The organism is Yinghuangia soli (assembly GCF_021502675.1).
Lineage (GTDB): Bacteria > Actinomycetota > Actinomycetes > Streptomycetales > Streptomycetaceae > Yinghuangia > Yinghuangia soli.
Window position 1 is genome coordinate 84,842 of sequence record NZ_JAKFHA010000024.1, and the last position, 13,708, is coordinate 98,549.

The 13,708-nt window shown below is 69.2% G+C and carries 13 protein-coding genes; 4 read left to right on the forward strand and 9 right to left on the reverse strand.

Features of this window, described 5'->3' with window-relative positions; all coding sequences use genetic code 11:
• Positions 1 to 29 precede the first annotated feature (29 nt).
• Entirely contained in the window at positions 30 to 476 is a 447-nt protein-coding gene (locus LZ495_RS30500) for a DUF3598 family protein (protein ID WP_235056168.1), read from the forward strand.
• A 153-nt stretch (positions 477 to 629) separates the two neighbouring features.
• Here LZ495_RS30500 and LZ495_RS30505 read toward each other — a convergent pair whose 3' ends face one another.
• Complete coding sequence (locus LZ495_RS30505; RefSeq protein ID WP_235056169.1) at positions 630 to 1,523, reverse strand: DUF4437 domain-containing protein; 894 nt, start codon at positions 1,521 to 1,523, stop codon at positions 630 to 632.
• A gap of 77 nt (positions 1,524 to 1,600) precedes the next feature.
• Here LZ495_RS30505 and LZ495_RS30510 point away from each other — a divergent pair, with 77 nt between their 5' ends.
• The 3 genes from LZ495_RS30510 (at position 1,601) to LZ495_RS30520 (ending at position 3,877) form a co-directional block, all read left to right on the forward strand.
• Entirely contained in the window at positions 1,601 to 2,161 is a 561-nt protein-coding gene (locus LZ495_RS30510) for a TetR-like C-terminal domain-containing protein (protein WP_235056170.1), read from the forward strand.
• Entirely contained in the window at positions 2,158 to 2,901 is a 744-nt protein-coding gene (locus tag LZ495_RS30515) for a maleate cis-trans isomerase family protein (RefSeq protein WP_235056171.1), read from the forward strand. Before LZ495_RS30510 ends, LZ495_RS30515 begins: the two co-directional genes overlap by 4 nt.
• 214 nt (positions 2,902 to 3,115) lie before the next feature.
• Entirely contained in the window at positions 3,116 to 3,877 is a 762-nt protein-coding gene (locus LZ495_RS30520) for a helix-turn-helix domain-containing protein (protein WP_235056213.1), read from the forward strand.
• Positions 3,878 to 3,963: 86 nt separating this feature from the next.
• Here the strand turns inward: LZ495_RS30520 and LZ495_RS30525 are convergent, their stop codons facing one another.
• The 8 genes from LZ495_RS30525 to LZ495_RS30560 all read right to left on the reverse strand — a co-directional run bounded on the left by LZ495_RS30525 (position 3,964) and on the right by LZ495_RS30560 (position 13,456).
• Entirely contained in the window at positions 3,964 to 5,313 is a 1,350-nt protein-coding gene (locus LZ495_RS30525) for a pyridoxal phosphate-dependent decarboxylase family protein (protein ID WP_235056172.1), read from the reverse strand.
• Positions 5,314 to 5,387: 74 nt separating this feature from the next.
• Positions 5,388 to 6,683, reverse strand: coding sequence for a cyanophycinase (locus LZ495_RS30530; RefSeq protein WP_235056173.1), 1,296 nt, complete (start codon positions 6,681 to 6,683; stop codon positions 5,388 to 5,390).
• A 122-nt stretch (positions 6,684 to 6,805) separates the two neighbouring features.
• Positions 6,806 to 8,026: a M20 family metallopeptidase gene (locus tag LZ495_RS30535; RefSeq protein ID WP_235056174.1), complete on the reverse strand. Its 1,221-nt coding sequence runs from the start codon at positions 8,024 to 8,026 to the stop codon at positions 6,806 to 6,808.
• Positions 8,023 to 8,775, reverse strand: a complete 753-nt coding sequence (locus LZ495_RS30540; RefSeq protein ID WP_235056214.1) for an amino acid ABC transporter ATP-binding protein — start codon at positions 8,773 to 8,775, stop codon at positions 8,023 to 8,025. The genes LZ495_RS30535 and LZ495_RS30540 overlap by 4 nt, the downstream gene beginning before the upstream one ends.
• Before the next feature lie 8 nt (positions 8,776 to 8,783).
• Entirely contained in the window at positions 8,784 to 9,749 is a 966-nt protein-coding gene (locus LZ495_RS30545) for an amino acid ABC transporter permease (protein ID WP_235056175.1), read from the reverse strand.
• 1 nt (position 9,750) lies between these two features.
• Positions 9,751 to 10,725, reverse strand: coding sequence for an ABC transporter substrate-binding protein (locus LZ495_RS30550; RefSeq protein ID WP_235056176.1), 975 nt, complete (start codon positions 10,723 to 10,725; stop codon positions 9,751 to 9,753).
• A 296-nt stretch (positions 10,726 to 11,021) separates the two neighbouring features.
• Complete coding sequence (locus LZ495_RS30555) at positions 11,022 to 12,530, reverse strand: aspartate ammonia-lyase (protein WP_235056177.1); 1,509 nt, start codon at positions 12,528 to 12,530, stop codon at positions 11,022 to 11,024.
• A gap of 62 nt (positions 12,531 to 12,592) precedes the next feature.
• Positions 12,593 to 13,456 (reverse strand): MurR/RpiR family transcriptional regulator, encoded by an 864-nt coding sequence (locus tag LZ495_RS30560; RefSeq protein WP_235056178.1) that lies wholly within the window; start codon positions 13,454 to 13,456, stop codon positions 12,593 to 12,595.
• Positions 13,457 to 13,708: the final 252 nt, after the last annotated feature.

Here is a 13,708-nt window from a genome sequence, read left to right on the forward strand (position 1 = left end):
CCGTACGTGCAGGAAGGAAGCACCCCATCATGGCCATTCGCCAGGAGATGAAGACACTCGCCCGCCACGAAGGCGACTGGGAAGGCGTCTACACCTATATCAACGAGGACGGGACGGTCACCGACCGGCACCATGCGCACCTGACCTGTGCCTTCCCGGACGAGGGCGAGTACCCGTACATGCAGACCAACCGCTACCGCTGGGACGACGGGCGGCAGGAGGAGTTCCGTTTTCCCGCCACCTATGAAAACGGGCAGATCTGGTTCGACACCGAGCGCATGGCCGGACATGCGTGGGACATCGACGACAAGATCACCGTCCTGACGTGGACCTACAAGCACGATCCCACCGGCTACTTCTACGAGATGATCCACCTCTCGGATGACGGCAACTCGCGCTGCCGCACCTGGCATTTCATCCAGGACGGGCGCTGCACGCGCCGCGTCGTCATCAACGAGACGCGCAAGCAGGACTGACGGTCGTACTTGGGGCGCTGCCTGGCCTTCCGTGGAACGGAACGCCTGGCAGCGCCTCGTCGTCTCCGCATGCCGGACGGCGCGCGAAAAACACATGCCGCTAACGGGCAGGGCCCGGAGACGCCATCGTCTCCGGGCCCTGCCCTTCGGGGTCTACTGGTAAGAGGGGTTCTCCCACTGCCCGATGCTGCGGGACCGCACCGGCTCGACGAACCTCGGGCCCGCGGACTGCGGGTACTCGGGGCCCCAGTTCGTCGCTTCGCCCTCCATGACCACGCGCGCGTTGTCGGTGTACCAGTCGACCAAGTCGCTGTCCGACCGCAGGATCCAGGTGCACCCCTGCTCGGCGTCGGCGGTGAAGTCGCCATGGCGGATCAATGCCGGCCGCCAGAAGTAGGTGCCGGGCCACATCTTGCCGTAGTTGTAGTCGAAGGCGCCGTCCAGGCAGTACGCCTCTTCGCTGCACGGGTGGTGCGCGAGCGGCGTTTCGCGCCAGCCCGGCTTCGCCTTGATCAGGCGCGTGTAGAAGCCGGTCTTCTCGTCGCGGTGCAGCATCTTGATGTACAGCCCCGGGACGGGCGTGCCGCCCAGGTCGAAGCGCATCGGGCTGCCGTCGACGACATCGATCCACGGCATGGCGGCGCTGTCGAGCACGACGAGTTTCTGGTCCTCGCGCACCGTCGGCAGGTCGGCTTCGGCGAGGTCGAACGACCAGTCGCCGTATTCGCGGAAGAGCAGGATCTCCGTGCCTTCCGCCACGGTGATCGGCGGAGTCCAGACCCCGGCGGGCGCCATCCAGTAGCCCTCCGGGCCGAGGACCGTGTCGCCGAGGGTCACCTGTCCGGACAGGACGTACCACTCCGTCTCGGCCTTGTGCACGCCGGCCGGCCGAGACCAGTCGCCGGTGAACCTGACCTTGAGCGAAGCGGAGCCGTCCTCCTCGTCGTAGCTGAGGTTGCGCTGCTCCGCGGTGCCCGACGCGTGCTCGAACTCCGCTATATGCCAGATGAGATCGCGTTCGTCGATGATCTCGACGTGCGGACGCATGATGCCTCCCAGGATTGATTTCCGATTCAGAAAGTACCGGTTATGCATTCCCAGGACAAGGTGTACCGTTAACTCTTATGCCCCGCCCTGGACGGCCTGCCGGCCCTGCCCCCGACACCTCGACGGTCGTCTTGACGGCTGCCCTCGAACTCCTGCTCACCGAAGGCGCGGCCGCACTGACGCCCCAGCGCCTGCACACCGCGACCGGGGTCTCGCGGACGACGATCTACCGTCATTGGCCCACGCCGCACGCCCTGTTGTGCGATCTGATCGAGGTGGCTCCCGCGCGCACCCATGTCCCCTCAGGTGATGTCCGCCGCGACCTCCACAGCGAAGTCGACCTCCTCTGCGACCGGCTGCGGGACAAACCCGTCGGCGGCTTCCTCCAGGCCCTCGTCGCTGCGGCATCGGTGGATCCGGACACTGCTGAACTGCGCCGCCGCTACGTCGAGGACCTGCTGGCCCCGTTCCATGCGGCGCTTGCGCACACCGCTCCGGACGAGGCTGCGCGCACCGACGCAGCCATGTCGATCGCCGCGCCCTTGCTGGTCGACGCACTCCTGCTCGGCCGGCCCGCCCACCGGGACCGTGCCCACCGCACGGTCGACGAAGTCCTGGAAAGGGTCCCCCGCACATGACCAACACCGTCGGTCCCCGCGCCGTCTTCGGCGTCGTCGTACCCAGCACCAACACGGTCGTCGAGCACGACTATTGGAAAGCCGGCATCGACGGCATCGCCTACCGGGCGGGCTCGATGTACATACCCAGCCCGGTGATCCGCGACGATGCCGACTTCGAGGCGCTGCTCGGCCAGATCAGGGCATCCATCGACACCGCGGTGCGGGACGTGCTGACCGCAGAACCCGAACGCCTGGTCATGGGGATGTCCGCGGAGACGTTCTGGGGCGGCGTGGAGGGCAATGCCGCGTTCGAACAGCGACTGCGCGACAGAACCGGCCTTCCCGTCACGACGGGTGCCAGCTCGTGCAAGGCCGCCCTGGACGAATTGGCCTGCCACCGCATCTCGGTGTTCTCGCCCTACCAGCCCATCGCCGACCGCGAAGTAGGGCGCTATTTCACCGAAGCCGGCTTCGACGTCGCCGCGATCACCGGCCTGCGCTGCCCGACGGCGATGGACATCGCCCGGGTTCCGGACGACCGCCTGCGCGAAGTCGTCGCCGAACTGGACGGTCCCGACGTGGACGCCATCGTCCAGGTCGGGACCAACCTCTCCTTCGTCGCCTTGGCCGCCACCCTCGAAGCCGAACTCGGCAAGCCGGTCATCGCCATCAACACCGCGACCCTGTGGCACGCCTTGCGGGAGCACGGCTTCTCCGACCAACGCCCCGAACTGGGAAGCCTGATGCGCGACCACTGAAGCCTGCCGACCGCGTTCCTCGCCGCGACCGGCACGTGTTTCGTGCTGTTCGCCGCCTTGGTGTGGGCAGTCGGCACCCGAACCCCGCTGCACCGCAACGCGGTTCGGGCCGTGGTCGCCGCGAACCTGGCGTGGGTCGCGGTCGGCTCCGCGGCGGCGGCTTACGGATGGCTCGACCCGACCACGACTGGCGCGGCCGTCGAGCGGCGCGCTGATCCGCCGTTGGCGGCAGCAGCGCCGCCTCAGCCAACTGGAGCTGTCGGTGCAGGTGGGGATATCCACCCGGCACCTCAGCTTCGTCGAGACAGGACGCTCCGTGCCCAGCCGCGCGATGGTGCTGCGGCTCGCCGAGTACCTCGCGGTACCGCTGCGCGAGCGCAACCGGATACTCCTGGCGGCGGGGCACGCCCCGGCGTACACCGAGAGTCGCCTGGACGCGCCCGCGCTGCAGGCGGTCATGGCCGCGGTGCGGCAAATCCTCGCGGCACACGAACCGTTCCCCGCGCTGATCGTCGACCGGGCGTGGAACGTCGTAGACGCAACTTCGAGCATCGCCCTGTTCACCGGCGACGCGGCCCCCTGGCTGCTCGAACACCCGATGAACGCCTACCGGATAGGCCTTCATCCGGACGGCCTGGTCTCGAGGATCGTCAACGCCGAGCAGTGGCGTGCGCACCTCCTGCACCGGCTGCGCCGCGAGGCGGCGATCACCGGGGACCCACTGGTCGAGGCACTGTACGAGGAGGTGTCGGGCTACCCGGGCTGCTCCGGAAAGCCCGAACCGGCCATCACGGGGGCCGGCGAACCGGCTCTCCCCCTGCTCCTCCGGCACGGCGGCGAGGTCCTGTCGTTCCTGAGCACGGTGGCAACCTTCGGGACCGCGGTCGACATCACCGTCGCGGAGATCTCGATCGAGGCCTTCTACCCGGCGGACCGGCGCACGGGTGAAGGGCTGCGGGAGATCTTCGGCGGCTGACCTCACGGAGGTGCAGCCGCGACCGCGGACACTCGGGCATCGGGCCTCGTTCCGGAGCAATCACGGCACCGCCTCCGCACCACGGTTCACGTCATGGTGTCGAGGATTTCGTGGACCATGTCCATGGTGGTGTGGGGGTGGAGGAAGGCGAAGCGGGCGACGGTTTCGCCTTCCCAGCCGGTGGGGGTGACGAAGCCGACCTGTCCGGCGAGGAGCCGGTCGGACCAGGCGGTGTAGTCCTCGGCGGTCCAGCCGGTGCGGCGGAACACGACCGCGGACAGCTCGGGGTCGCGGATCAGCTCCAGATGCGGCGTGGTGCGGATGACCTCAGCAGTCTCCCGGGCCAGGGTCAGCGCGGTCTCGACGGCGTCGGTGTAGGCCTTCACGCCGTGGACGGCGAGGGAGAACCACAGCGGCAGGCCGCGGGCGCGGCGGGTGAGGTGGTAGGCGTAGTCGGTGGGGTTCCACTCGTACTTCTCGCCGGTGTGCAGGACGTCGAGGTAGGAGGCGTCCTGGGTGTGCACGGCCTTGGCCAGGTGCGGGTCCCGGTAGACCAGCGCGGCGCAGTCGAACGGCGCGAACAGCCACTTGTGCGGGTCGATCACGAAGGAGTCGGCATATTCGATGCCGTCGTACTTCGCCCGGACCGAGGGAGCCAGCAAGCCCGCGCCGCCGTAGGCGCCGTCGACGTGGAACCACAGGTCGAACTCGGCGGCGACCTCGGCGAGTCCGGCGAGGTCGTCGACGATCCCGGCGTTCGTGGTTCCCGCGGTGCCCACGACGCCGATCACGTTCGCGGGGTCGGGGTCGGCGAGCAGCGCCGTGCGCAACTCGGCTCCGGTGAAACGGTGATCGCGTGGGGCGACGACGAAGGGCTCGACGCCGATGATCCGCAGGGTGTTCCCGATCGAGGAGTGCGCCTGGTCCGAGACCGCGATGCGGACCCGGTCGCAGGGGCCGAAGCCGCGGGTGCGGCGGGCGGTGTCGCGGGCGACGACCAGCGCGGAGAGGTTCCCGGCGGAGCCGCCGGACACGAAGCAGCCGCCTGCTTGGGCGGGCAGTCCGGCCAGGTCCGCGATCAGGCGCAGGACCTGGTTCTCCGCGGCGATCGCCCCGGACGCCTCCAGCCACGAGATGCCCTGGATCGACGCGCACGAGACGACCATGTCGAACAGCAGCGCGGCCTTGGTCGGCGCCGCCGGTATGAACGAGAGGAACCGCGGGCTGTCACACGAGATCACCGTCGGCGCCAGCTGCTCCGCATACAGCCGCAGCACCTCCGCCGGGTCGTTCCCCTCCTGCCCGATCAGACCTGCAAGGGCCCGGTCCAGCTTGTCCTTGTCGCCCGGATGGTCCAGCGGCACCGGATCAAGCTGGAGACGGTCACGCATGTACGCGAAGACCAGTTCGGTGAGTTCGGGGTCATGGTCGTGCATGCGCATCAGGATCGGTGCTCTCGTCTCGAGGTGGCCGGCCCCGCGGAGGGGCCGCGGGGCCGGCAGGTGTTGATTCAGCGCTGCTGCGGGGCGATGTCGAGGCGCAGGCCCACGACCGTGGTCGCGGCGGTGCCGTCGCCCGTGTAGGACCTTGTCGTCGGCCGCTTGGTGAGGGAGACAGTGAACCGCGGCGCGCTTTCGTAAGTGCGGGCTCGCGCGGTGCTGTACACGCGGTTCGCAGCAAGCGCACGTGCGGTGCCGAGCAGGCTGTAGGGGGTGCCTGCGGCGTTGTCGATCGAGTAGAAGACGTCGTCGTTGATGGGGACGGGGGAAGTTCCGGTCGGGGTCAGGCGCTTCTTGTCCGCGCCGGCTTCGGCCTTCCAAGCACGCGGGTCGTACTTGTCGCCGTCTGTCAGGTACGTGTAGCGGGCGTTGCTCAGCGTCCAGCCGGCAGTGGTGGTGCGGCTGTCGGCGTGCCGGAGGTCGAGGACGGTGACGCCCCTGGTGCCGGTGACGTGCATGGTCTCGCGGCGGGTGCCGGCGTGTTCGACGACCAGGGCGGTGTCCTCGTCGAGTGCGAACACGCGGTCGTGGCCGGTGTCGGCGGCGAGGCGCAGGGAGCGGCCTTCGCGGCCGTTGGTGCCGGTGTGGGTGTCGATGAGGCCGGAGTTCAGGAACCCGAAGCCGCCGGCGGGGATGTAGCCGAGCTTGGCAGGGTCGTCGAAGTAGCCGGGGGCGCTGCCGTCGCGCAGGGCCTGGTAGGAGTCCCCGCCGGTGACCATGTCCCGGCCGGCGGCGATCTGGGCCCCGGCACTCGTGCCGGCGACGACGGCCCCGGCGGCGAGCTTCGCGCGGATGGCGGCGAGGACCTTGGAGTCGGTGTGGCGTTCGCCGTGCATCAGCGAGGTCAGGTACCGGTACTGGTCGCCGCCGCCGAAGAAGAATCCGGTCATGGCGTTCACCTGTGCGACAACCGCGTCGGAGTCCGCGTTGGCGATGTGGTCGAGGTCGATGGGGATCCAAGCGGCCTCGGCGGCCCCGTGCGACTTGAACAGTCCGGCGTAATAGGCGCCGTTGCAGGCCGAGTTGCTGCACTTGTCGGGGTCGCCGGCGTCGGGGTCCTGGCTCTCGGGGACCGAGGCGGCGGTGAGGATGCCGATGCGGGCCGAGGATCCTCCGGCGCGGGAGATGATCTCGTCGTAGACCTTGTCGTTGGAGGGCTTGAGGGCGCCGCCGATCAGGACGAGGGTGCCGCCGGATCGTGCCGGTCCGGACGTGGCTCCTGCCGTGGGGGCGGTGGCCGTGGTGGCGGCGACCACGATGAGGGTGGTGGCGAGGACGGCCTGCGGGGTTCTGCGGGTCGGGCGCACGGAAACCTCCGAGTGGAGTGGCCAAAGGCGGGGTCGGCCCGGGCATGCCGGGCGGACCCTGTGGGGCGGCGGGGATGTGCGGAAAGAGGGCGCCTTGCTGTGCGGTCGGTGCAGCCGCCGGATCAGTCGGCGGCGCGGCCGAGTCGGGCGATCAGTGCGGCCAGGACCGCGGTGCGCGTGGGGACGGACGCGACGTCGAGCCATTCGTCGGGGGTGTGGTCGGCTCCGCCTACCGGGCCCAGCCCGTCGAGGACGGGTACGCCGAGCCCGGCGACCAGGTTCGCGTCGCCGACGCCGCCGGTGGCCACCGCGTCCAGTTCCAGACCTATTTCGGCGCCGATGTCACGGGCGTGGGCGAGCATGGCGCGCGCCGCGGGGGTGTCTTCCATGGGCGGGCAGAGGTCGAGTTGATGTACGTCGACGGTCGTTCCGGGCACGGTGGGCCAGGCGGCCGCTGCGTGGATGGCCTGGGCGGCCTGGTGGATGCCCTCTGCCGTGCTGGAGCGGACTTCGACGCGCAGCTCAGCTTCGGGGCACACGATGTTGGTGCGGTTCCCGGCCCGGACGACGCCGACGTTCACCGTGACGCCGGGCCAGTGGCCGTTCAGGCCCTGCAGGGCGACCACCAGGTGGGCGGCGGCCAGGGCGGCGTTGGCGCCGCGTTCCGGTTCGATGCCCGCATGCGCGGCGCGTCCGGTGACGGTGACGAGGAAGTCCGCCACGCCTTTGCGGGCGATCACCAAGTCGCCGTTCTCGCGCGCGCATTCCAATGCCAGGGCGTGGTCGACGCCTCGGGCGACCTGTTCCACGGCCGGACGGCTGGCCGGTGAGCCGATCTCTTCGTCCGGGGTGACCAGGAAGATCAGCTCCGCGTACTCGTCCGCGCCCGCGGTGTCGAGGATCTCCACGGCGGTGATGCCGGCGAGCAGGCCGCCTTTGTCGTCGCTGACGCCGGGTCCGTGGGCGGTGGTGCCGCGGAGGGTGAACGGCCGTGCTGCGGCGGTGCCGTCCTCGAAGACGGTGTCGGCGTGGGCGAGCAGGAGCACGCGCCGCCCGCCGTCGGAGGGGTCGGCCCGTCCGTGCTTGCGCGCGACCAGGACGTCGCCCACCCGGCGTCCCTGTTGGGCGGGTACGTTGATGCGTTCGATGGTGAAGCCGAGTCCGGCGAGGCGGTCCGCGGTCCAGTCGAGGACCCTGTCGACGCCTTCAGGGCTGTAGGACCCCGAGTCGATGGCGACCAGGTGGGCGAGGTCGGCGAGGTAGCGCTGCAGGCGGGCTTCGGCATGCGGGAGCAGTGCGGCGGCCGAGACGGCCTCGAGCGGGCAGCGCGGGGTGGCGGTCACAGGACCTTGGACAGGAAGGCGCGGGTGCGCTCCTGCCGGGGCTCGACCAGCACCTGGCGGGGGTCGCCGGCCTCGACGACGACGCCTTCGTCCATGAAGACCGCGGTGTCGCCGACCTCGCGGGCGAAGCCGATCTCGTGGGTGACGACGACCATGGTCATGCCGTCGGCGGCGAGTTGCCGCATGACGTCCAGGACATCGCCGACCAGTTCCGGGTCGAGTGCGGACGTGGGCTCGTCGAACAGCATCAGTTTGGGCTCCATCGCCAGGGCGCGGGCGATCGCGACGCGCTGCTGCTGGCCGCCGGACAGCTGGGCCGGATAGTGCCCGGCTCGGTCACCGAGTCCGACCCGGTCCAGCAGTTCTTGGGCTCGGGCACGCGCCTCGGCTTTGCCGGCACGGGCGACCCGGACGGGTGCCTCCATGACGTTCTCGAGCGCGGTCATGTGCGGGAAGAGGTTGAAGCGCTGGAACACCATGCCGATGTCGCGTCTGCGGGCGGCCACTTCGCGTTCGCGCAGTTCGTACAGCTTTCCTCCGTGCTGCCGGTAGCCCACCAGGTCGCCGTCGACGGCCAGCCGGCCGCCGTCGATCTTCTCCAGGTGGTTGATGCAGCGCAGCAGCGTGGACTTGCCTGATCCCGACGGCCCCAACAGGCAGCAGACCTGGCCGCGTTCGACGGTGAGGTCGATGCCTTGGAGGACCTCCAGCCGGCCGAAGTTCTTGCGCACGCCTTGCGCGTGCACCATGGGCGCGGTCACCGCTCCCCCTTCTTGCGGGTCGTCCGGAGGCGCAGGCTGGCGCCGGCGAACATCCGGGCGAGCGGCGAACGCCGGTGGTGGCCGGTGCCGCGGCCGTAGTGCCGCTCCAGCCAGGCCTGGGGGATGCTGAGCAGGGTGACCAGGGCCAGGTACCAGATCGACGCCACCATGAGCATCGGGATGACCTGGTAGTTGCTGGCGTAGACGTCCTGGATGTTGGACATCAGGTCGTGCGCGGCGATGACGGACACCAGCGCGGTCATCTTGAGCATGTTGATGGTCTCGTTGCCCATCGGCGGGATGATCACGCGCATCGCCTGCGGCAGCACGATACGGCGCATGGTGAGCGCAGGACGCATGCCCAGCGAGTGGGCCGCCTCGGTCTGGCCCGGGTCGACGGACTGGATGCCGGCCCGGACGATCTCACTCGCGTAGGCCGCTTCGTTGAGGCCCAGCGCGAGCAATGCGGCGACCGCCGGGGTCAGCAGGTCGTTGGTGTCGGCCCGGATGAAGGTGACGTCCGTGAACGGGATGCCGATGAGGAGTTCCTTGTAGAGCGCGCCCGCGTACCCCCAGAAGATGATCTGGACGAGGAGCGGGGTGCCGCGGAACACCCACACGAACAGCGTGGCGATGCCGTAGAGCACCGGGTTGTCCGACAGCCGCATCACCGCGATGAGCGTCCCGACGCCGAGGCCGATGGCCATCGACGCGGCGGTCAGCCACAGGGTGGTCTGCAGGCCGTCGAAGATCAGGTCGGCGAACAGGTAGTCGCCGACGATGTCCCAGCGCAGATTGGCGTTCTTGGCAAGCGATCCGATCAGCCCGGCGAGCGCAGCGACTGCGGCGACCGCCGAGATCCAGCGGCCCCAGTGCCGGACGGGAACGGCGACGAGTTCTTCCGGCGGCAGGGCGGGCCGGCCCGGGCGAGGCTTGGCGGCGGACGCCGCGACTGATGCCATGTCAGGACACCGCTGCGTTCTTGGTGGCCTCCTTGACGGCGATCGAGGCGACACCGTACTTGTCGCAGATCTTGGTCAGCGTGCCGTCCGCGATCAGCGCCTGCAAGGCCTTGTGGATGGCGTCGGTGAGCTGGGGCTGGTTCTTCGCGACGCCGATCCCGTTGGGTGTGGCTTCGTAGCCGCCGGGGGCGGCCGGGTCGTCCACCACCTCGAAGGTGTTCCCGCCGTCGGCGGAGCGGGCGGTCCATCCCGCGGCGGGCTTGGTGAGCACGTCCGCGACGACCCGGCCGGCGCGCAGGGCGAGCTGGGCGTCCGAGTCCTTGGGGAAGCTCTGGATGTCGATGCTGCCCAGGCCGGCGGCCTTGCACTTGTCCTGGTGCTTTTCGAGGACCTTGACCTGGTGAGTGGCGGCCTGCACGCCGACCTTCTTGCCGCACAGGGAGTCCAGCCCGGTGATCTTCTCCGGGTTGCCCTTGGCGACCATGATCCCGGAACCGGACACCGTGTAGTCCACGAAGTCCAGGACCTGCTGGCGTTCCTTGGTGTCGGTCATCGCGGACATCGCCACGTCGTACTTGCCGGCCTGGATCGCGGGCACGATGCCGTCGAACTTCTGCGGGGTGAAAACGAACTTCACGCCCAGCTTGGCCGCGAGCGCTTGCCCGAGGTCGTAGTCCAAGCCGGTGAGCTCGGTCTTGCCTTCGGCCACGAACATCTCGAACGGCGCGTAGGGGACGTCCGTGGCCACCTTCACGGTTCCCGACTTGCGGATGCCCTCCGGGAGGAGGCCGTGCAGTGCCGGGTCCTGGGCGATGTCCACACCCGCCACCTGGACCGTTCCTGCCGTCGACGGCTTGGCGGCGTCCGCACCGGGCTTGGCGTCCTTGCTGTCCTCACCGCAGGCAGTCAGCAGAGCGGCCAGCGTGGCGGCCACAAGCACGGCCGCGCCCATGCGGGTGGAACGGATGGTGTGCATGACGTCGATACCTCTCTCAAAGGGGGGAGCCGCCAACAGGCACTACGCCGTCAGCAGGCATGGAGAAGTTACATCCAAGGCGACTGTTTGACTAGATGTAACATTCGTTACTGACGACAAACGCGGTGTGAACTCGGCTTCGAGGCCCCGTCTTTCCGACGTTCCGCCCGCTTTTGCCCATCCTGAAGATGCTCATCGACGGCGAAATGAGCGTTACAAGATCGCAGTCTTGGATTGCATGTGTACGTTCCGTTCCTGCCTGGATGGGCCGGGCGCACAGACCCCGGCAACGGCACCTACTCCGTCGTATCCGGCGCCTGCCGGGGTCCGGGCACCCGGCCCTGCCCCTGAACCGTCGGGTGGGCCATCCCTAGCGGGTCCAGGATGCGCTCGGCCTCGGCGGGGGTCAGCAGGGACTCCTCTACCGCCAGGTCGCGGACACTGCGCCTCGTCGCCGAAGACCGCTGGGCAAGTTCGGTGGCCTTGCCGTACCCCAGTACGGGGTTGAGCGCGGTCGCCAGCCCGGGCGACCGCTCGGCCAAACCGCGCGTCCGGTCGGCATCCGCGCCGATACCCGAGACGCATTTTGCGCCCAGCACGCGGCACGCGGCGTCCAGGCGCTTGACGGCGGTGAGGAGATGGTGCGCAATCAGGGGTTCGAACGCGTTCAGCTGGAGCTGGCCGGCCTGCGCGGCCAGAGTCACCGCGGCATCCGAGCCCACGACGTCGAAGCACACCTGGTTGACCGCTTCGGGGATCACCGGATTGACCTTCCCGGGCATGATGCTCGATCCGGCCTGGACGCTGGGGAGGTGAAGCTCACCGAATCCGCCCTGCGGTCCCGAGGCGAGGAGTCTCAGGTCGTTGCACACTTTGCCGAGCCGCAGCGCGAACCGGCGCAGTGCCCCTGACAGTTCGAGGAATCCACCGACTCCCTGCGTGGACTCGATCGGATCCCTGGCCGCGAGCACGGGAACACCTGACAACGCGGCCAGGGCCGCCACCGCCGCCTCCCGGAACCCCCGGTCGGCGTTCAGACCGGTGCCGATGGCAGTGCCGCCGAGATTCACCTCGCACAGCGCCCCCGCGGCGCGGCGCACGACCTCGGCGTCGTCGGCCACCGTCAGGGCGAAGGCCCGGAACTCCTGCCCCAAGGTCATGGGCACTGCATCCTGCAGCTGGGTGCGCCCCAGCTTCACCACCCCGGCGAACCGCGATGCGCGTTCGCCGAAAGCAGCCGCCAGCCCCTCCATGGTGTCGGCGAGTTCGGCGGCCGCACTGTACAGGGCCAGCTTGACGGCGGTGGGGTAGACGTCGTTGGTGCTTTGACCGCGGTTGACGTCGTCGTTCGGGTGCAGATGCCTGTAGTCGCCGCGGTCATGGCCCAGCAGTTCGAGACCGCGGTTCGCGATGACCTCGTTGGCGTTCATGTTCGAGGACGTTCCTGCCCCGCCCTGGAGCACATCCACCGTGAAGAACTCGTGGAGCCGGCCGGCGCGGACCTCCGTGCATGCCGCAGTGATCGCACCCGCCCGGCCCTCTGGCAGCGTCCCCAGCGCGAGATGCGCTGCCGCGGCGGCCTGCTTCACACAAGCAAGTGCGGAGACCAACCCCGGATGCCACGACAGGGGCACCCCGGTCAGCGGGAAATTCTCCATCGCCCGGAGGGTGTGGATGCCGTAGTAGGCATCCCAGGGAATCTCCCGCTCCCCCAGCAAGTCGCGCTCCACACGCATCGCAGTAACCACGCCATCACTCCTCGCCGCGGGCCTCGGGCAGGCCGCTCGGCTGAGCGTAACGTTCATTACAAATCAGTTCTACATGATGATCTTGTATCTCATGTTACGCCGACTCGGCTCCCGTGCTGTCAGTACAGTCCGGCTCGCCGAGCTGCTTCCTCGCCTGCCTTCATCCGCTCGTGCGCGTCCGCGCCGAGCGAAGTCAGGACTCCGGCGACTACGGCCTCCACGACGGCGAGCGTCGGCACCAGACTGTCGTAGGCCGAGGGCGACTCGACCCGGCAGGGCAGTACGACGTCGGCATGGGCCGTGACCGGCGACAGCCACGTGTCGGTGAACAGGATCACCTTGCCGCCGCGCTCACGGATCATCTGGGCCACGGCCACCTTGTCGGGCTCGTAGCGTCGGTAGTCGAACACCACGGCGACATCCCGACGGCCAAGCGATGCCAATGCGGCCGCGCGCTCGACGTCGGCGCCGGGCAGCATGTGCACATCGTCGCGCATCTGCATCATGTGCAGCCCCAAGTAGCGGGCCAGGAGGTCGGTGAACCGGCCTCCCGCAACCGTGACCCGCCGACGTCGGTCGACGAGTAGTTCCACGGCCCGTTCAAGGTCGTGCGGCGGCAACTCGAGGAACGTGCGCTCGATGGCCCCGGAGAACAAGCTGCCGCTGGACTGCTGGAGCCCGACGACCGAACCGGTATCGGCCCCGGTACCGGGCGCGCCCACCAGCGTCACCGGCGACGCGTTGCGTTCGTCGAGTTCCTCGCGCAGAGCCGCTTGGAAGTCGGGGAACCCCCGGTATCCCAAGCGGTTGACGAATCGCAGCACAGTCGGCGCACTCACCGATGCCTTGGCGGCCAGGGCGGCCACGGTCTCGAAGCCGGCAGACGGGAATCCCGCGAGCAGAACGCGGCCCACTTTGCGCTCGGCAGGGCTGCAGTCCCCGAGGCCCTGCCGAATCTGCTCGGCGAGCCCACCAGAAACCATCGTCTCCAGGTCCTTTCTTCGCAGTTCCCCGCGGTTGCGGACCCCCGAGCCTAGTTTGCCCGGCCGGGGCGCTGCCTGACGCGGCAGCCCCCAGGCTCACACGTCCCGCAGTCACTGCCTCGGGATCCGCCGGCCGACGTTCGCGTCGCGCCGTTCCGCTGCCGTGGGCTCAGGCGATCCGGGTCCGCCCGCATGCGCCTCCACGGTCGGGTGGCCGTTGCCCTCTTGCTGAGGCTATGTATCCGCCAGTAA